18 protein-coding genes and 1 pseudogene are annotated in these 18,356 nt (G+C 65.6%); 8 read left to right on the top strand and 11 right to left on the bottom strand.

The genetic code is table 11. The features are described from left to right. Window positions 1-42: 42 nt before the first annotated feature. Window positions 43-273 (top strand): hypothetical protein, encoded by a 231-nt coding sequence (locus tag A0U87_RS19700; protein ID WP_048937638.1) that lies wholly within the window; start codon window positions 43-45, stop codon window positions 271-273. Next, window positions 263-490, top strand: coding sequence for a hypothetical protein (locus A0U87_RS19695; RefSeq protein WP_010338905.1), 228 nt, complete (start codon window positions 263-265; stop codon window positions 488-490). Before A0U87_RS19700 ends, A0U87_RS19695 begins: the two co-directional genes overlap by 11 nt. 64 nt (window positions 491-554) lie before the next feature. Here the strand turns inward: A0U87_RS19695 and A0U87_RS19690 are convergent, their stop codons facing one another. The 6 genes from A0U87_RS19690 to A0U87_RS19665 form a co-directional block, all read right to left on the bottom strand. Next, window positions 555-1,496, bottom strand: coding sequence for a Gfo/Idh/MocA family oxidoreductase (locus tag A0U87_RS19690; RefSeq protein ID WP_004208428.1), 942 nt, complete (start codon window positions 1,494-1,496; stop codon window positions 555-557). A gap of 19 nt (window positions 1,497-1,515) precedes the next feature. Next, window positions 1,516-2,364: a class III extradiol dioxygenase subunit beta gene (locus tag A0U87_RS19685; protein WP_048937639.1), complete on the bottom strand. Its 849-nt coding sequence runs from the start codon at window positions 2,362-2,364 to the stop codon at window positions 1,516-1,518. Continuing rightward, window positions 2,364-2,768: a protocatechuate 4,5-dioxygenase subunit alpha gene (gene ligA, locus A0U87_RS19680; RefSeq protein WP_004208430.1), complete on the bottom strand. Its 405-nt coding sequence runs from the start codon at window positions 2,766-2,768 to the stop codon at window positions 2,364-2,366. Before ligA ends, A0U87_RS19685 begins: the two co-directional genes overlap by 1 nt. 84 nt (window positions 2,769-2,852) lie before the next feature. After that, window positions 2,853-3,875 carry an amidohydrolase family protein gene (locus tag A0U87_RS19675; RefSeq protein WP_004208431.1) on the bottom strand — a complete coding sequence of 341 codons (1,023 nt, stop codon included), beginning with the start codon at window positions 3,873-3,875 and terminating at the stop codon, window positions 2,853-2,855. Further along, entirely contained in the window at window positions 3,872-4,768 is an 897-nt protein-coding gene (locus A0U87_RS19670) for an NAD(P)-dependent oxidoreductase (RefSeq protein WP_048937640.1), read from the bottom strand. Before A0U87_RS19670 ends, A0U87_RS19675 begins: the two co-directional genes overlap by 4 nt. A gap of 64 nt (window positions 4,769-4,832) precedes the next feature. Further along, window positions 4,833-5,984, bottom strand: coding sequence for a LysR substrate-binding domain-containing protein (locus A0U87_RS19665; RefSeq protein WP_048937641.1), 1,152 nt, complete (start codon window positions 5,982-5,984; stop codon window positions 4,833-4,835). A gap of 104 nt (window positions 5,985-6,088) precedes the next feature. On the opposite strand from A0U87_RS19665, the gene ligK reads away from it, so the two are divergent. The 5 genes from ligK (at window position 6,089) to A0U87_RS19640 (ending at window position 11,657) form a co-directional block, all read left to right on the top strand. Beyond that, on the top strand, window positions 6,089-6,763 hold the full coding sequence (gene ligK / locus A0U87_RS19660) for a 4-carboxy-4-hydroxy-2-oxoadipate aldolase/oxaloacetate decarboxylase (protein WP_037520103.1): 675 nt from the start codon (window positions 6,089-6,091) through the stop codon (window positions 6,761-6,763). Window positions 6,764-6,850: 87 nt separating this feature from the next. Continuing rightward, window positions 6,851-7,903, top strand: a complete 1,053-nt coding sequence (locus tag A0U87_RS19655; protein WP_048937642.1) for a 4-oxalomesaconate tautomerase — start codon at window positions 6,851-6,853, stop codon at window positions 7,901-7,903. After that, window positions 7,900-8,787, top strand: coding sequence for an amidohydrolase family protein (locus A0U87_RS19650; RefSeq protein WP_048937643.1), 888 nt, complete (start codon window positions 7,900-7,902; stop codon window positions 8,785-8,787). Before A0U87_RS19655 ends, A0U87_RS19650 begins: the two co-directional genes overlap by 4 nt. Window positions 8,788-8,943: 156 nt before the next feature. Then, window positions 8,944-11,013 carry a TonB-dependent siderophore receptor gene (locus A0U87_RS19645; RefSeq protein WP_004208437.1) on the top strand — a complete coding sequence of 690 codons (2,070 nt, stop codon included), beginning with the start codon at window positions 8,944-8,946 and terminating at the stop codon, window positions 11,011-11,013. Window positions 11,014-11,024: 11 nt separating this feature from the next. Further along, window positions 11,025-11,657, top strand: coding sequence for a DUF4198 domain-containing protein (locus A0U87_RS19640; protein WP_072893776.1), 633 nt, complete (start codon window positions 11,025-11,027; stop codon window positions 11,655-11,657). A 46-nt stretch (window positions 11,658-11,703) separates the two neighbouring features. Here the strand turns inward: A0U87_RS19640 and mmsB are convergent, their stop codons facing one another. The 4 genes from mmsB to A0U87_RS19620 all read right to left on the bottom strand — a co-directional run bounded on the left by mmsB (window position 11,704) and on the right by A0U87_RS19620 (window position 16,457). Beyond that, a complete protein-coding gene (gene mmsB, locus A0U87_RS19635; RefSeq protein ID WP_048937645.1) occupies window positions 11,704-12,591 on the bottom strand; it encodes a 3-hydroxyisobutyrate dehydrogenase in 888 nt (295 codons plus the stop codon). Window positions 12,592-12,614: 23 nt separating this feature from the next. Next, complete coding sequence (locus A0U87_RS19630; protein ID WP_170978431.1) at window positions 12,615-13,679, bottom strand: enoyl-CoA hydratase/isomerase family protein; 1,065 nt, start codon at window positions 13,677-13,679, stop codon at window positions 12,615-12,617. A gap of 11 nt (window positions 13,680-13,690) precedes the next feature. Continuing rightward, window positions 13,691-14,833 (bottom strand): acyl-CoA dehydrogenase family protein, encoded by a 1,143-nt coding sequence (locus A0U87_RS19625; protein ID WP_048937647.1) that lies wholly within the window; start codon window positions 14,831-14,833, stop codon window positions 13,691-13,693. A 127-nt stretch (window positions 14,834-14,960) separates the two neighbouring features. After that, a complete protein-coding gene (locus A0U87_RS19620; RefSeq protein ID WP_048937648.1) occupies window positions 14,961-16,457 on the bottom strand; it encodes a CoA-acylating methylmalonate-semialdehyde dehydrogenase in 1,497 nt (498 codons plus the stop codon). A gap of 203 nt (window positions 16,458-16,660) precedes the next feature. On the opposite strand from A0U87_RS19620, the gene A0U87_RS19615 reads away from it, so the two are divergent. Further along, window positions 16,661-17,554 (top strand): LysR family transcriptional regulator, encoded by an 894-nt coding sequence (locus A0U87_RS19615; protein ID WP_048937649.1) that lies wholly within the window; start codon window positions 16,661-16,663, stop codon window positions 17,552-17,554. Here A0U87_RS19615 and A0U87_RS19610 read toward each other — a convergent pair. Then, a pseudogene (locus A0U87_RS19610) lies at window positions 17,551-18,356 on the bottom strand (carboxypeptidase regulatory-like domain-containing protein); the annotation flags it as partial. The gene A0U87_RS19615 and the pseudogene A0U87_RS19610 sit on opposite strands and share 4 nt — an antisense overlap.

Below are 18,356 nucleotides of genomic sequence, written 5' to 3'. Positions count from 1 at the left end.
TCGCTTGAACGCGGGAAAGTCGCCGCCTATCAGGCGGTCATCATGACCGACGATCAGCAGAGCATCCGCGCCATCCTCGACCGGCTGCGCGCCCCGGCGGGCAATCCCGTGGCCCGCGCCCGCTGGCTGGTGGAACGGCAGGTGCCCGAAGCGCGGCGCGGCCCCGGCTGGGACCGGCACTGGCGCGAGCTGGAAGCCTATCTGGACAGCCCGGTCAGCTGGTCGGGCAATCGCGATGCGGAGGGGATCGAAGGGTGGGACGATGACGTCTGACCGGCTGATCGACATGATGATCGCGCGGCTGGTGATTGCCCATGGCAAGAGCAAGCATCATTGGCGCAAGGCGATCGGTCCGGTCCGGATCTACAGCCGCGCCACCCATCCCCATTGCAACTGGGCCTTCACGCCGAGCGGCACGGCAGGCGAGATATCGGTGATCGAGACGCTGCTGGACGATCTGCATCTGCGCCATCCGCTGATCGATCGGTAACAAAAAAGAGGCGTGGACGGCCTGTCGCCATCCACGCCCCCTTGCGACCCCGAAGGGATCGGAATCAGCCGGCGAGCTGCGTTTCCAGTTCGCCCAGCACGCGATAGCAGTCGAACACCTTGGCGACCGAGCTGTTGGGCTCGCGGCCCTCGCGGATCGCGCTGATGAACTCGCGGTCCTGCAATTCGATGCCATTGTTGGAGATGGCGACGCCGGCCAGGTCGATCGGCTCTTCCTTGCCGTTCACCAGATCGTCGTAGCGGGCAATATAGGTGTCGGTGTCGCCGATATAGCGGAAGAAGGTGCCAAGCGGCCCGTCATTGTTGAAGCTCAGCGACAGGGTGCAGATGGCGCCGGTCTCGCTCTTCAATTGGATCGACATGTCCATGGCGATGCCCAGTTCCGGATGGATCGGCCCCTGCATCGCATGGGCGGCGACGATCTTGCCCGCCTGATAGGCGAACAGGTCGACCGTATGCGCGGCGTGATGCCACAGAAGATGGTCGGTCCACGACCGCGGCTCACCCTTGGCATTGATGTTCTTGCGGCGGAAGAAATAGGTCTGCACGTCCATCTGCTGGACGTTGAATTCGCCCGCCTGGATGCGGTTGTGGACGAACTGGTGCGACGGGTTGAAGCGGCGGGTATGGCCGACCATGCAGACAAGGCCGGTTTCCTTCTGCTTGGCGAGCACCGCCTGCGCATCGGCCCAGCTGTCGGCGAGCGGGATTTCCACCTCGACATGCTTGCCCGCATTCATGCAGGCGATCGCCTGTTCCGCGTGCATCTGGGTCGGCGTACACAGGATCACCGCGTCGACATCGTCGCGCGCCAGCGTCTCGTTGAGGTCGGTCGTTACATGGCCGATGCCATATTTCTCGGCGACCTTCTTCGTCGCCTCCAGTTCGCGGCCGATGATCGAGGTGACGGTGACGCCATCGATATTCTTGAGGCCATCAAGATGCTTTTCGCCAAAGGCGCCGGCACCGGCGAGGGCAATACGCATGATATTCTCCTAGGACAGGTTAGCGGGCGGGTTCGAGCACCAGGTGCCCGACCGCGGTGTTGGAAGCGGGAACATGATAATGGCGGTGCAACGGCCGGACCTTGTCGCCCAGCGCCCCGCGCATGATCAGCCACATGACCATCTCGATCCCTTCGGACCCGGTCTCGCGCAGATATTCGATATGCTCGATCGCGCGCAGCGCCTCGCCATCGTCGCTCTGGCTCATCAGGTCGAGGAAACGATTGTCCCACTCGGCATTGATGAGGCCGGCGCGCGGCCCCTGAAGCTGGTGGCTCATGCCGCCCGTGCCCCAGATCTGCACGTTGAGATCCTCGGGGAAGCTGTCGACAGCGCGGGCGATCGCCTCCCCCAGCCGCCAGCAGCGATTGCCCGACGGCGGCGGATAGGTGACGACATTGACCGCGACCGGGATCACCCGGCACGGCCAGGCGTCGGGCTGGCCGAACATCAGGCTCAACGGCACGGTCAGGCCATGGTCGACATCCATCTCGTTGATGATGGTCATGTCGAATTCGTCGAGGATCAGGCTCTGGGCGATGTGCCAGGCCAGGTCCGGCTCGCCGATCACATCGGGCACCGGGCGCGGCCCCCAGCCCTCGTCGGCCGGCTTGTAGCGTTCGCCACAGCCGATCGCGAAGGTCGGGATGATCTTCATGTCGAAGGCGGAGGCATGGTCATTATAGACCAGGATTACGACATCGGGCTTTTCCTGCGCGATCCATTGCCGCGACCAGTCATAGCCGGCGAACAGCGGTTGCCAATAAGGCTCGGCGGTCTTGCCCAGATCCATGGCAGCGCCGATGGCGGGCACATGGCTGGTGGCGACGCCGGCAGTGATGCGGGCCATCAGCGTTTCTCCTTGATGGAGCGGACGCCCTGAGGCGAGCGGCCGCCGGCGATCATCATCGCCTGATAATCTTCCGGGCTCATCCCGGTCATGGTGCCGACCGCCTGCAGGAAGCTGAGGCCGTCGGTCGAGAACACCTTGGCGAGGAAATAGATGTTCCCGCCCAGGTCCAGGCAACGATTATAGTCGCGGTCCAGGATCGCCTGTTTCTGCGCCTCGGTCATCGGCCATTCGTCGATATAGGCGCGCTCGCCGGCCAGCCAGCGGACGCGGTTTTCCGCCTTCATCAAGCTCATCGCAAACTGGTTCATCCAATAGCCCTGACGCGCCCGCGCCGCGGTATAGACGCGGGTGCCGGGGATATCGTCGAACTCGGCGAGATATTCGTGGATATCGATGCTCATCTCATCCTCTCTTGGCATCCATCCCCCGGCCCTTCCTTCCAACAAAGGACCGGGGGATGAACGCGCCCCTCCGCGGGGATAGGGTTACAGGCCGCGCGCCTTCAATTGCGCGTCGAGCCGGGGGAAGACCCGGCGGGCATTGCCCTCGAAGATCGCGGCACGCTCGCCCTCGCTGATGTCCAGCGCATCGACATAGCGCTTGGTATCGTCGAAATAATGGCCGGTGGTGGGATCGATGCCGCGCACCGCGCCGACCATTTCCGACCCGAACAGGATATTCTTGTTGTCGATCACATCGGCCAGCAGGTCGACGCCGGGCTGATGATAGACACAGGTGTCGAAGAAGATGTTGTTCATCAGATGGGTCGACAGGTCGGGCTTCTTCAGCATGTCGGCCAGACCGCGATAGCGGCCCCAATGATAGGGCACCGCGCCGCCGCCATGCGGGATGATGAACTTGAGCGTCGGGAAGTCCCTGAACAGGTCGCCTTCCAGCAACTGCATGAAGGCGATGGTGTCGGCCGCGATATAATAGCCGCCGGTCGCGTGCATCGCCGGATTGCAGCTGCCCGACACATGGATCATCGCCGGCACGTCCAGCTCGACCATCTTTTCGTAGAAGGGATACCAGTAACGGTCGGTCAGCGGCGGATGCTGGAAATGACCGCCGCCCGGATCGGGATTGAGGTTGCAGCCGATGAAACCCATGTCGACGCAGCGTTCCAGCTCGGCAATGCTGTTCGCCATATCCGCCTTGGGCGACTGGGGCAGCATGCACACGCCGACGAAGGTTTCGGGGAACAGGCCGACGACGCGCGCGATCAGGTCGTTGCAGCGCATCGCCCATTCCTTCGCCACCGCCGCGTCGCCGACATGGGGGGCCATGGCCGAAGCGCGCGGCGAGAAGATGGTGAGGTCGGCGCCGCGCTCCTTGATCAGGCGCAGCTGGTTCGCCTCGATCGTCTCGCGGATTTCGGCATCGCTGATGTCGGGATAGGCGGGGGCAGGCACGCCCGCCTTGAATGCCGCCTTCTGCTCCTCGCGCCAGGCGTCATGCCCCTTGGGCAGCACGGTATAATGGCCGTGGCAGTCGATAATCATGGTCATGCCGCGTCGGCCTTTCCTGTCTGTTCTGCTTTTGCTTGAATGATGCTGTCGATCTTGGCGCCCAGCCCTTCGGGCGGCGTCTTGAGGCCGAGCGTGCCGATCGCCTGCTGGCGCTCGACCGTGCCGCGCGTCATCGCGGAACCGGTGCCAAGGCCATCGAGCGTCTTGACCACCTCCTCCATCTCGGCCGCGCGGCGCAGCCCGTGGACCATCATCCGGTCGAGATTATAGTCGGCGCGGATGTCCCAGGGACGCGGCTTCTCGCTGGCGTCGAGCGATCCGATCACCTCGTCCAGCACACCCGCCGCATCGGCCGCCAGCATGCATTCGGCGGTCAGCGCCTCCAGCCCCTTGACCATCACCGACCGGATCATCTTGATCGCCGACGCCCGGCCGACGGCCTCGCCGACGACGCGGATATTGGTGAAGCCAAGCCGGGCCAGCCCTGCCCGCGCGGCATCGGCATGGGCACCGCTGACCAGCAGCGGCACGTTCAGCCGGGCCGGATCGACCGGCGCCATGACGGCGACATCGACATAATGGCCACCGGCCGCCTCGATCGCGCGGGCCGCCGCCTGCTTGGTCTGCGGCGCGACGCTGTTGAGATCGCAATAGAGGGCGCCGGGGGCGATATGGGCGGCGGCGGCCTGCGCCACGGCCAGCGCCTGGTCGGCGGTGACGAGCGACAGGATGAAGGTGACGGGCGCAACGGCATCGGCCAGCGTCGGCACGGCGCGGACGCCGGCCCTGGCACAGCGCGCCAGCATCGCATCGCGGGTGGCGCCGGCATCCGTCTGGATATCATAGACGCGGGCCGCGTCGATCCAGTCCCCCGCCATCGCAAAGGTGGACCCCGCCTCGCCAAATCCGATCAGACCGATTTCCTGCTCCATGTCGGGTTGGATGACGGATCATGTCTGACGCCGCCAATCGAATCCGTTGGATCAGTATAAGATTTTACGAATTTATATGTGCCGCAGCCTGATCGATCGCGGCCATGAACTGTTGCTGCAACCGGGTCGGGCGCCAGTCGGCCCGCGTCGTGAGGCCGATGGTCCGGCTGATCGCACCGGGTGCCGGGCCGATATCGATCAGCAGCCCCGCCTCCAGCTCCAGCGCCAGCTGATCGTACGACAGCAAGGTCAGATACTCGCCGCCGACCAGCAATTGCCGGATCGTCATCACCGATCCGCATTCGATCGGCACCGCCGGCAGATCGCCGCCCAATGCCGCGAACATCGCCTGCCACAATTGCCGCAGCGGCGTGCCTTCCGGCGGCAATATCCAGGGATAGCGGCGCAGCGCATCGGCGTCCCAGCCCGCCGCCAGCGCATGGCCGCGCCGCGCCAGGATGGTCGGCCGATCCTCGAACAAGGGCCGTTGCACCAGGTCCAGCGCCATGGCGGGATCGCGCAGCGCGCCGACCATCAGGTCGATTTCGCCATCGCGCAGCGGGCCGACCAGTTCGGCATGCGATCCTTCATGCACGCTGATGTCGACCAGCGGAAAATCGGCGCGGAACCGGGCGATCGCATCGGGGATCAGGCGCGCGCGCGACAGCGGCATGGCGCCGACCAGGATGCGCCCGCCCTCCTGCCCGCGCAGGTCGGCCAGATCCTCCAGCCCCTGCCGCAATTCCGCCAGCGCCAGCCGCAGCCGCTGCGCCAGCACCGTCCCGGCCCTGGTCAGCATCACGCCGCGCCCGCGCCGGTCGACCAGCCTTTGCCCCAGCGCCAGCCCCAGATCGCCGACCGCCCGATGCAGCGAGGGTTCGGCCACGCCGGTCGCCACCGCCGCCGCCGCATAGCTGCCGCCGCGCGCCAGGGCGACGAAGGCGCGCACCTGCGCCGCCGTCACCCGGTTGCTGCCAATCAGCCGCAGCGCCGCATCGATCCGGGGCTTCAGCCGTTCCGCCGGCTCCAGCGCGACCATCCCGCCGGGCTGGCGCGCGAACAGCGGCAGGCCCAGTTGCGCCTCCAGCTTGGCGATCCCCTGGGTCACCGCCGGCTGGGTCAGGTTGACCGCGCGCGCCGCCAGGCTGACGCTGCCAAGCTCCACCACGGCCGCCATCGCGGCCAGATGTCGGATATTGAACTGGTCGGGGTTCATGTCCAACACTTAGCAAAAATTTATGCACTGGTTCCAGTTCGGATTTGAGCATCGCGCTGCACCTGTCCACATCGCTGTCAACTTATGCGCTAGGAGAAGGCTTGATGTCCGGCATTGTCGTCCAGAATATCGAACGGGCGGACCTCGCCGTCATCGATGGCCTCGCCAAGGCGGGCGTCGCCACCGTCCATGAAGCCCAGGGCCGCAAGGGCCTGCTCGCCCCCTATATGCGCCCCATCTATCCGGGCGCCCGCATCGCCGGCAGCGCGGTGACGATCTCCGCCCCGCCGGGCGACAACTGGATGGTCCATGTCGCGATCGAACAGCTGAAGGAAGGCGACATATTGCTGCTCGCCCCGACCAGCCCCTGCACCGACGGCTATTTCGGCGACCTGCTCGCCACCTCCGCCCAGGCACGCGGCTGTCGTGGCCTCATCATCGACGCGGGCGTGCGCGACGTCCGCGACCTCAAGCAGATGAACTTCCCGGTCTGGTCCAAGGCGGTCCATGCCCAGGGCACGATCAAGGGCACGCTGGGATCGGTCAATATCCCGGTCGTGTGCGCCAATGCGCTGGTCAATCCGGGCGACGTGATCATCGCCGACGATGATGGCGTGTGCATCGTGCCGCGCGCCGATGCCGCCGCCGTGCTGGAAAAGGCGCAGGCCCGCGAGGCCGCCGAGGAAGCCAAGCGCGTCCGGCTGGCCGCCGGCGAACTGGGCCTCGACATCTACAATATGCGCCCGCGCCTGCAGGAAATGGGCCTCAAATATGTGTAAGGCTCTCACATATTCCCCGTTCGGTTCGAGCCTGTCGAGAACCCTGCGCCCCATTCTCGACAGGCTCGAACCGAACGGAGGCAGGGCATGACGTCGGCCAGAGTCATGTGGATGCGCGGCGGCACGTCCAAGGGCGGCTATTTCCTTTCGGAAGACCTGCCCGCCGACAGCGCCGCGCGCGACGCCTTCCTGCTGCGGGTCATGGGATCGCCCGATCCGCGCCAGATCGACGGCATGGGCGGCGCCGATCCGCTGACCAGCAAGGTCGCAGTCGTCAGGAAATCCGATCGGGAGGGCGTCGATGTCGACTATCTCTTCCTCCAGGTCTTCGTCGATCAGGCGATCGTCAGCGATGCGCAGAATTGCGGCAATATCCTGGCCGGCATCGGTCCCTTCGCGATCGAGCGTGGCCTCGTCGCCGGGCAGGACGGCGAGACCCGCGTGACCATCTTCATGGAAAATACCGGACAGATCGCGATCGCCACGGTTGAGACCCCCGCTGGCAAGGTCCGCTATGATGGCGAGGCGAGGATCGACGGCGTGCCCGGCAGCGCCGCGCCGATCCCGCTGGAATTTCGCGACACCGCCGGCTCCTCCTGCGGCGCACTGCTGCCGACCGGCAACGCCTTTGACGAGGTCGAGGGCGTGCGCGTCACCCTAATCGACAATGGCATGCCCTGCGTCGTCATGAAGGCGCAGGATGTCGGCATCACCGGCTATGAAGACCGCGACACGCTGGACAAGGACGTGGCGCTCAAGGCCCGGATCGAGGCGATCCGATTGGCTGTCGGCGAACGGATGAACCTGGGCGACGTCAAGGAAAAGTCCGTGCCCAAGATGATGCTGGTCGCCCCGCCGCGCGATGGCGGCGCGGTCACGGTGCGCAGCTTCATCCCGCATCGCGCCCATGCCTCGATCGGCGTACTGGGCGCGGTCAGCGTCGCCACCGCCTGCCTGATCGAGGGATCGCCCGCGGCCGAAGTCGCCTCGATACCATCGGGCAACCGCAAGACACTTTCGGTCGAACATCCCACCGGCGAGACGACCTGTGTCATGGAACTGGACGAGAGTGGCGCGGTCACCAGCGCCGCCATGCTGCGCACCGCGCGCAAGCTGATGGATGGAGAGATTTTCGCATGACCGCCCCTGAACTTGGCCGCATCATCAGCTGGCACGGCAATCCGTCCAAACCGCGCTACACGCCGCCGGCCGGCGCGATCGACGCCCATTGCCATGTGTTCGGTCCGATGGCGGAGTTCCCGTTCAGCGCGAAGGCAAAATATCTGCCGGAAGATGCCGGCCCGGACATGCTGTTCGCGCTGCGCGATCATCTGGGGTTCGCCCGTAACGTCATCGTGCAGGCAAGCTGCCACGGCACCGACAATGCCGCGACGCTGGACGCCATCGCCAAATCCAATGGTAAGGCGCGCGGCGTCGCCGTGGTCGATCCGGCCATTTCCGAAGTCGATCTTGCCGCCCTGCATGAGGGCGGAATGCGCGGCATCCGCTTCAATTTCCTCAAGCGCCTGGTCGATGACGCACCCAAGGACAAGTTCCTCGAAGTGGCCAAGCGCCTGCCCAAGGGCTGGCATGTCGTCATCTATTTCGAGGCCGACATATTGGAGGAACTGCGCCCCTTCATGGACGCAATCCCGGTGCCGCTGGTGATCGACCATATGGGCCGCCCGGACGTGACCCAGAGGCCGGATGGCGCCGACATGAAGGCGTTCCGCGCCTTCCTCGACAGCCGTGACGACATCTGGTTCAAGGCGACCTGCCCGGATCGGCTCGATCCGACCGGCGATCCGTGGAACGCCTTTGCCGAAGCGGTCGCGCCGCTGGTCGCCGACTATCAGGACCGCGTGCTGTGGGGCACCGACTGGCCGCACCCGAACATGCAGGATGCGATCCCCGACGACGGCCATCTGGTCGACATGATCCCGCGCATCGCCCCGACGGTGGAATTGCAGCGCAAGCTGCTGATCGACAACCCGATGCGGCTCTACTGGCCCGAGGAATTATAAGGCCACAGCCGGTTTCCAATCAGCACACGGCCGCTCCGGCTGGGGCGGCCGGTTGCATTTGCGCAACATGCCTTTCGCAAATGCAAGCCAACGGAATTGCGAACGAATATCAATATCGCTATGGGCGCCCCATAAACGAGTCACGGGGGATCCCATATGAAGAAGTTCATCGCATTGAGCGGCGCGGCCCTGATCGCGCTGTGCCATGGCACCGCCTGGTCGGCAGAGGCGGCCGCCGCGGACGCCCCCCGCACTGACGAAGACAGCATCGTCGTCACCGCCGCGACCACCGGGTCCAAGACCGATACGGCGCTGGTCGAACTGCCCCAGCCGATCAAGGTCATCACATCCGAACAATATCTGTCGCAGGGTGCGATCAGCATCAGCGACACGGTAAAATATGCCGCCGGCGTGCTGGCCAATCCCTATGGCCGCGATACCCGCGTCGATGGCTTCAATGTGCGTGGCCTGGACGCGCTGCAGTTCCGCGACGGCATGCGCGACATCTTCAGCTATTATGCGTCGATCACGTCGGACCCCTATAATTTCTCGCGCGTGGAAATCCTGCGCGGCCCGGCATCGGTGTTGTTCGGCCAGGGGTCGATCGGCGGCCTGGTCAACCTGGTCAGCAAGACGCCCGATTTCACCACCCGCGGCGAACTCAACCTCGTCTATGGCAGCTATGACCGCAAGGAGGCGATGGGCGACGTCAATGTCGCGCTGGCCGACAATCTGGCAGTGCGCTTCGTCGGCCGCGTCCGCGACGCCGACACCTATGTCGACCATGTCCCCGACGACCGCGTGATGTTCGCGCCCTCGATCCGCTGGCAGCCGACGCCCGATACCGACATCGTGCTGACCGGCCTCTATCAGGAGGATGATACCGGTTCGACGTCGCAGTTCCTGCCGATCGTCGGCACCTTCATGCCCAACAATGTCGCGGGCGAGCAGCTGGATCGCTACACCTTCGTCGGCAAGGCCGGCTGGGATCGCTATGATGGCCGATCGCTGCAGGGTGGCGGCTCGATCACCCACCGCTTCTCCGACAATGTGAAGCTCAGCCTCAAGGCGCGCTATATCGACAGCGACCTCGAATATAATACCCATTATGCCGACAGCTATACCAACCCGCAGGATCCCTTCTCGGTCTATGGCACCGACGGGCGCACCATCGCGCTGACGGCCGATGCCAGCGACGCGCGGATGAACGTCTTTTCGACCGACAATAACGTCCAGTTCAATTTCAACACCGGCGCCAATATCGAGCACAAGCTGCTGGTCGGCATCGACTATAGCTGGAACAAGGTGTCCAAGCGTTATGCCGGCGGCTATGAACTGGTCGACCTGTACGACATCGATTATGATGCACTGGCGACCTATGATCCGACTGGCCCCTTCACCAGCGACAGCCAGAAGCAGCTGGGCGTCTACGTCCAGGACCAGATCCGCTTCTATGACCGGGTATCGGTCGTGCTGGGCGCCCGCCGCGACCGCGTGACCGGTTCTTCGGGCCAGAAGGACAATGCCACCACCTTCCGCGCCGGCATCATCGGCGAAATCGGTGCCGGCATCTCGCCCTTCTTCAGCTACACCGAAAGCTTCCTGCCGGTCGCCGGCCGGATCGACAATGGCGATGGCAGCTATGGCGATGCCTACAAGCCGCAGACCGGCACCCAATATGAAGCCGGCGTGAAGTGGCAGCCCGCCCCCAGCACCCTGGTCACCGCCACCGTGTTCAAGATCAAGGAGCGCAACCGCGTCCTCTATCTCGCAGCGGGCGGCACCGAACAGTCGGGCGTGCTCAACACCAAGGGCTTCGAGATCGAAGCGAGCCATACCCTGCCCGGCAATTTCGAACTGCTGGCCAATTATGGCTATTCGAAGCTGAAGTCGGAAACCAACACCAGCCTCGACTATATGCCGCGCCACACCGCGTCGCTCTGGTCCACCAAGACCTTCGGCCTGGCCGACGAGGCGCAGCTGCGCCTGGGCGGCGGCGTCGTCTATAGCGGCAAGAGCGTGTCGACCAGCGCGATCTGGTCGATCGTCACGCCGTCGCGCACCACCGTCGACGCGCTGGCGGAAATCACCTGGCAGGACTGGCGCTTCGCGCTCAATGCGACCAACCTGCTCAACAAGAAATTCTACGCGTCCTGCCTGGCGCGTGGCGACTGCTTCATGGGCGCGCCGCGCAACGTCATGGGCACGGTCGGCTTCCGTTTCTGAGGAGAGAGACTATGCTGAAATGGACTAGTGCGCTGCTGGCGATCGCCTGCCTGCCCGCAATGGCGCAGGCGCATGAAGTGTGGGTCGAGCGTGACGGCGCCGGCCCGGCGCGCATCTATCTGGGCGAACCGGGCGACCCGCTGCCCGAGGGTGGCGATCCCGAGTTCGAGAAGCTGAAGGCGCCCAAGCTGGTGCCCGCATCCTCCGCCGCGCAGGTGCGCAAGGCCGGCTATATCGAGGTCGCCGTGCCCGCCGGCGACGTGCGCGTGATCGACGACAGCGTGTTCGATCCCTGGGGCGAGGAAGGCAAGAAGGAAGGCGTGATCTATTATGCGCGCGCCGGCCGCAGCGAGGCCAAGGCCGGGATGCCGCTGGAAATCGTGCCGACCGCTGCGGGCGCCAACAGCTTCACGCTGGTCCGCGACGGCAAGCCGCTCGCCGGGGTCAAGGTGACCGCGATCTCGCCCGACAAATGGTCGAAGGGCTTCGTCACCGACGCCCAGGGCCGCGTGACCCTGCCGATCAGGGAAAAGGGCCGCTATATCCTGACCGCGACGCAGGAGGAAAAGGGCGACCTCAGCCTGCGCGGCGCCAAGGTGGCGACGCTCTACAACATCGCCACGCTGACCTTCGTCAATAACTGAGCGCGATGGCGCGGGCCGATGGCCCGCGCCGCCCCGACCTTCAAGGTCAGGCCGCTGCCCCCTTGAGGAAGCGGATCATGGAAGAGAAATCCTTGGCCCCCGCGCCGGTATTGACGAGCGCCTGATACAGGGACTCCGCCGCCGCGCCCATCGGCACGCTGGCGTCGGCGCCATGGGCGGCCTCCACCGCGAGCTTCAGATCCTTGAGCATCAACGCATTGGCGAAGCCGCCTTCATAATCGCGGTCGGCCGGCGTTTCCGGGCCGACGCCGGGCACCGGGCAATAGCTGGTCATCGACCAGCTCTGCCCCGACGCCTTCGATGAAATGTCGAAGAAGGTATGGAGATCAAGCCCCAGTTTTTCGGCGAGGGCGAAGGCTTCGCAGGTGGCGACCATGGTGGCGCCCAGCAGCATGTTGTTGACGATCTTCGCCGCCTGCCCCGCGCCCGCCGCCCCGGCATGGATCACCGCCTTGCCCATCGCCTGCAAGATCGGTTCGGCGCGGGCAAAGGCGGTATCCTCGCCACCGACCATGAAAGTAAGCGTGCCGGCATTGGCCGCCGCGATGCCGCCCGAGACCGGCGCATCGACCATGGCGAGGCCATGTTCTGCCGCCTGTTCGATGACGGCGCGGGCCGATGCGACGTCGATGGTCGAACAGTCGATCAGCAGCGTGTCCGGTCCGACCGCACCCAGCAATTGCTCGCCATAGACGGCGCGGACATGCTTGCCGGCGGGCAGCATGGTGACAACGATGTTGACAGCTTTAACGGCTTCCGCGGCGGACGCGGCGCGGGTGCAACCGGCCGCCTCGGCGCGGGCCAGCGCGGCTTCGGACAGGTCGAAGGCGGTGACGTCATGCCCCGCCTTCACCAGATTGGCGGCCATGCCGCCGCCCATATTGCCAAGGCCGATGAAGCCGATGCTGCTCATGTCCATCCTCTCCTGTTATTCTATCAGGCGTCGACCGCTGCCTGGGGCAGCGGCGTCCAGCGTTCGCCGTCCGGCAACGGCGCGAAGATCGCGTCGACCAGCTGGTCGGTCACCGCCTCCACCGTCGGCGGATTCCAGCGCGGCTGGTTGTCCTTGTCGACGATCAGCGCGCGCACGCCTTCGACAATGTCCGGCCGGGCGATGATGCGGCAGGCGAGATCATATTCCATCGCCATATTGTCGACGAAGCGGGTCAGGCGGCTGGCCTGCGCCAGTTGCCGCAGCGCGACCTTCATCGTCTGGGGCGATTTGGTGTCGAGCGCGGCAAGCTGCGCCTGCGCCCAGTCCGATCCGTCGGCGCGCAGCGCGGCATAGATATCCTCCAGCCGGTCGCTGGCGAACAGCCGGTCGATATCCGGCAAGCGGGCGGCGAAATGGCTGTCGGGCGGGCTGACGGCAAAACGCGCCAGCACCGCGCCGATATCGGACGGGTCGGCGATGATCGCCGCCTTCGCCTCCTCCAGCCGGTCGCTGGGCAGATAGTCGGTGGCAAGGCCGAGCGCGATCGCGTCCGCGCCGTCGATGCGCGCGCCGGTGACGGCGAGATAGCGGCCCGACCGGCCCGGCAGGCGGGAAAGATACCAGCCGCCGCCGACATCGGGGAACAGGCCGATGCCGGTTTCCGGCATGGCATAGACGGTGCGTTCGGTCGCGACGCGATAGCGCGCCGGCTGGGCGATGCCGACGCCGCCGCCCATGGTGATGCCGTCCATGAAGGCGATCACCGGTTTCCCATAGGTGAAGAGCAGATGGTTCAGGCGATATTCGGTCGCGAAGAAATCACGCGCGGCGAGATTGTCACCCGCAGCGCTCTCCGCGATCAGGCGGATGTCGCCGCCGGCGCAGAAGCCGCGTCCTTCGGCATGATCGATCATCACCGCGCGGATCGCCGGATCATCCTGCCAGGCGAGCAGCGCGTCGGTCATGGTTGCGCACATGGCGCGGGTCAGCGCATGGATCGCCTTGGGCCGGTTCAGCCGCAGGCGACCGACGCCGCCCTCCACCGCAATCAGCACATCGTCGGTCATGGTCATCCCCTTCAGGCCTTGAGCAGTTCGCGGGCGGTGATCATGCGCATGATCTCGTTCGTGCCCTCCAGGATGCGGTGGACCCGCAGGTCGCGCCAGATGCGCTCGACCGGATAGTCCATCAGATAGCCATAGCCGCCATGCAGTTGCAGCGCGCGGTCGGCCACGGCCGATCCGGTGTCGGTCGCGAAGCGCTTGGCCATGGCGGCGAATTTGGTCTTGTCGGGCGCGCCCTCGCTCACCTTGGCAGCGGCAAGATAGAGGAGAGCGCGCGCGGCCTGAAGCTCGGTCTCCATGTCGGCCAGGGTGAATTGCGTATTCTGGAAATCGGCGATCGCGCGGTCGAACTGGCGCCGCTCGCGGGTATAGCCCACCGCCTCGTCCAGCGCGCGCTGGGCGCCGCCGAGCGAGCAGGCGCCGATATTGAGACGGCCGCCGTCGAGTCCGGCCATGGCGATGGCAAAGCCCTGCCCTTCCGCCCCCACGCGGTTGGCGACCGGCACACGGACGCCGTCGAAATTGACCTGGGCGGTCGGCTGCGAATGCCAGCCGAGCTTGCGCTCCTGCGCGCCGAAGCTGACGCCTTCCATGTCCTTCTCGATCACCAGGCAACTGATGCCCTTGGGACCATCCTCGCCGGTGCGGACCATCACGACATAGATGTCATTTTCGCCGCCGCCCGAAATGAATGCCTTGGAACCGGTGACGACATAATGGTCGCCGTCCCGCACCGCGCGGGTACGCAGCGACGCCGCATCGGAACCGGCGGAAGGTTCGGTCAGGCAGTAGGAGGCGATCGTCTCGCAGGTGACGAGCGACGGGAGATAGCGCTGTTTCACCGCATCGTCGCCGAAGCGGTCGATCATCCAGGCGGCCATATTGTGGATCGAGATGAAGGCCGATGTGGAGGGACAGCCATAGGCCATCGCCTCCATGATGAGCGCGGATTCAAGCCGGCCAAGACCGATGCCGCCGCTCTCCTCCGAGACATAGATGGCGCCGAAACCCAGTTCGGCCGCCTGGCGGATAGTGTCTCGGGGGAAATGATGATCCTCGTCCCACTTGGCGGCATGGGGCGTGATCGCATCGGCGGTGAAGCGCTGCGCCAGTTCCTGCACGGCGCGCTGCTCGTCGGTGAGGTCGAACTGGGTCATGGGGCTTGTCTCATTCTTTCCATTCGTCATGCCGGACTTTATCCGGCACCCATTAGCGCGACGGGGATATGAAGCGTCAACCTGCAGCGTCATGACCGGGGAGGCTTCATCGCCTCCCCGCTTCCCCTCACCCCATGGTCGGGATGACGAAGGCGCTGTCGCCGGTGGCGCCGCCATCGGGCCAGCGCTGGGTGACGGTCTTCACCTTGGTGAAGAACTTCACCCCTTCCATGCCATGCTGGTTGGTGTCGCCAAAGGCGCTGCGCTTCCAGCCGCCGAACGTATGATAGGCGACCGGCACCGGGATCGGCACGTTGATGCCGACCATGCCGACATTGACCCGCGCGGCAAATTCGCGCGCGGCATGGCCGTTTCGGGTGAAGATGGCGACGCCATTGCCATATTGATGCTCGCTCGGCAGGCGCAGCGCGTCCTCGAAGCTGTCGGCGCGCACCATCTGGAGCACGGGGCCGAAAATCTCCTCCTGATAGCTACGCATCTGCGGCGTCACCCGGTCGAACAGGGTCGGGCCGACGAAGAAGCCCTGTTCATGGCCCTGCAGCTTGAAGCCGCGGCCGTCGACGACCAGTTCGGCGCCTTCATCGACGCCCATCTGGATATAGCTCTCGATCTTCGCCTTGTGCGCGGCGGTGACGACCGGGCCATAATGGGCGTCGGCATCGGTCGAGACGCCGACCCGCAGCGCGTCGATCGCCGGGATCAGCTTCTCGCGCAACGCGATCGCCGTCGCCTCGCCCACCGGCACCACCACCGGCAGCGCCATGCAGCGCTCGCCGGCCGAGCCGAAGGCCGCGCCGGCCAGGTCATTCACCACCTGGTCGAGATCGGCGTCGGGCATGACGATGCCATGATTCTTGGCGCCGCCCATCGCCTGGACGCGCTTGCCCGCCTCGACGCCGCGGCGATAGACATAATGGGCAATGTCGGACGAGCCGACGAAGCTGACCGCCCGGATTTCCGGATGATCGAGGATCGCATCGACCATTTCCTTGTCGCCATGGACGACCTGTAGCACGCCGTCGGGCAGGCCCGCCTCACGCATCAGTTCGGCCAGGCGCACGGGGACGCTGGGGTCGCGCTCGCTGGGCTTCAGAATGAAGGCATTGCCGCAGGCGATGGCGACGCCGAACATCCACATCGGGATCATCGCCGGGAAGTTGAACGGGGTGATGCCGGCTACCACGCCCAGCGGTTGGCGCATCGAATAGACGTCGATGCCGGGGCCGGCGCCCTGGGTATATTCGCCCTTGAGCACATGAGGGATGCCACAGGCGAACTCGATTACCTCCAGCCCGCGCTGGATATCGCCTTTTGAGTCGGCAATCACCTTGCCATGTTCGGAGCTGAGCAGATGGGCAAGCTCGTCCATATTCTGTTCGATCAGCGTCTTGAACGCGAACATGACGCGGGCGCGGCGTTGCGGGTTGGTCGCGGCCCAGGCCGGCTGGGCGGCCAGTGCGGCGGCCATGGCGGCGTCCAGGTCGGCCTGGGTGCCGAGGCGCAACTGCGCCTGCACACCGCCATTATTGGGGTCGAAGACGTCGCTGGTGCGGCCGCCGTCACCTGCCGAATGACCGCTGATGACATGATCGATGATACGCATGGCCCATCCTCTCCAATATGCTTTGGAGCGCGCTACGGTCACTCTGACGCAAGTCGCGCGCTCCAACTTCTTTTGTCGCATCGTTTGAAGCGGAAAACCGGTTCCCACTTTTCCGCACGATGCTTTCACCCCGCCTTGCAGGATATCATAAATGCAGGCAAGCTGACGGATATGCATATCCACCCTGCAAAAATGCCGCATCCATGAACTGGGACGATCTGCGCCTGTTCCTGGCGGTGGCGCGCACCGAGCGGCTGAGCGCGGCGGCAGCGATGACCAAGATGGACGCCACCACCATCTCGCGGCGGATCAAGCGGCTGGAGCAGGCGCTGGAACAACGCCTGTTCGAGCATACGCCGGCCGGCCATGTGCTGACCGACCATGGCACGCGCTTGCTGGAACAGGCCGAGCGGATGGAGGCAGCGGCGCTGGGGGTGCAGCGGAGCGGCAGCGCGGCCGGCGCGCAGATGGCCGGGACGATCCGCCTGAGCGCTTCGGAAGGCTTTGGCAGCCGGGTGATCGCGCCGCATCTGCGCAGCTTCACCGCCGACCATCCCCGGATCGAGATCGATCTGGTGGCGTCAAGCGGCTTCCTCAACCCCTCGCGGCGCGAGGCCGATATTGCGGTGATGCTGGCCCGGCCCAAGACCGGCCCGCTGATCACCCGCAAGCTGACCGACTATCATCTGGGGCTTTATGCGACGCCCGCCTATCTGGAGGGTGCGCCGCCGTTGAAGGTCAAGAGCGACCTGCTCCGCCATGTGCTGGTCGGCTATGTCCCCGATCAGATCTATGCGCCCGAACTGCGCTATCTGGCGGAGATCGATGCCCGGCTGGAACCGGCAATCCGGTCGAGCAGCATCAATGCCCAGGCGGAGATCATCGCCAGCGGCGCGGGCTGCGGCATATTGCCCTGCTTCATCGGCGACGCCATGCCGGGACTGGTCCGCGTGCTGCCGGAGGCGGTCGATATCCAGCGCAGCTTCTGGCTGGTGGTGCCCCGCGACCTGCGCGGCATTGCCCGGATCGACCAGTTTGTCGGCTGGCTGGTGGCAACGAGCGAAAGGCTGCGGCCGGTGATGCTGGGCGTAAGTTAGGACTGCAGGATCGCCGTGCGGCCGATCCGAGACCGCTCGAACCACCAGAGCAGGGCGGCGGCGATCAGCCAGCCGATGAGCCAGGGCCAGGACGGGCCGGGAACGAAGCGCGCGGCAGTGGCTGAATCCGTCTTTTGATCCATGCCCTGCAACAGGGTCATGGCCTGATGCATCTGCGCGGTCCGCAGCGCCGGCAGGGCATTGACGGGGTAGATGTAGAAGGCCGCCGCCGAGCCATCCGCCCGGCGCACCTGATGCCAGCCCGCCCGATCAGGCCACCAGGCGGCGCAATCGCCGGTCGCCGGATCGATCGCCAACGGCGCGCCATCGACACGGGCGCCGGGCTTCAGACCGCACAGGCTGGTCCGCTCGCCAACCCAGGCCGGATCGGTGAAGGCGGGAACAGACCCCGGTGCCGGGCGCACGACGGCGGTCATCATCCGCCCCCACCAGTCGCCATAAAGATCGCCCCGGCCGCTCAGCACCAGGCCAAAGCTGTCGAGGCCGGTCCAGACCGCGACCCGCCCTGCCCCAAGTGCGCGCCAGGCGGCGAGCGGCGTGCCGGCGGCGTCCTGCACCAGTGGCACCGCGTCGCGGCCGGTCGGGACGCCATCCATGCGGGTCGCTTCGGGCAGGATATCGTCGCCGATATTGAGGTCCGCGGGTATGTCGGCGCTGCCGATGCCGGCACGGGTGCGGGCGCGATCGGCGGCCAGCGGCGCCGGCAGGGCGATCGGCGCGACGCCATTGCCGCCGGACAGATCGAAACCCAGCGCACGCCACTGGCCGCGCAGCGCGCCGT

Origin of the sequence: Sphingobium sp. MP9-4 (assembly GCF_005281675.1) — a bacterium.
GTDB classification, from domain to species: Bacteria; Pseudomonadota; Alphaproteobacteria; order Sphingomonadales; family Sphingomonadaceae; genus Sphingobium; species Sphingobium yanoikuyae.
The sequence above is the reverse complement of the archived record's forward strand: the minus strand, read 5'-3'. Positions and strand labels throughout refer to the sequence as shown.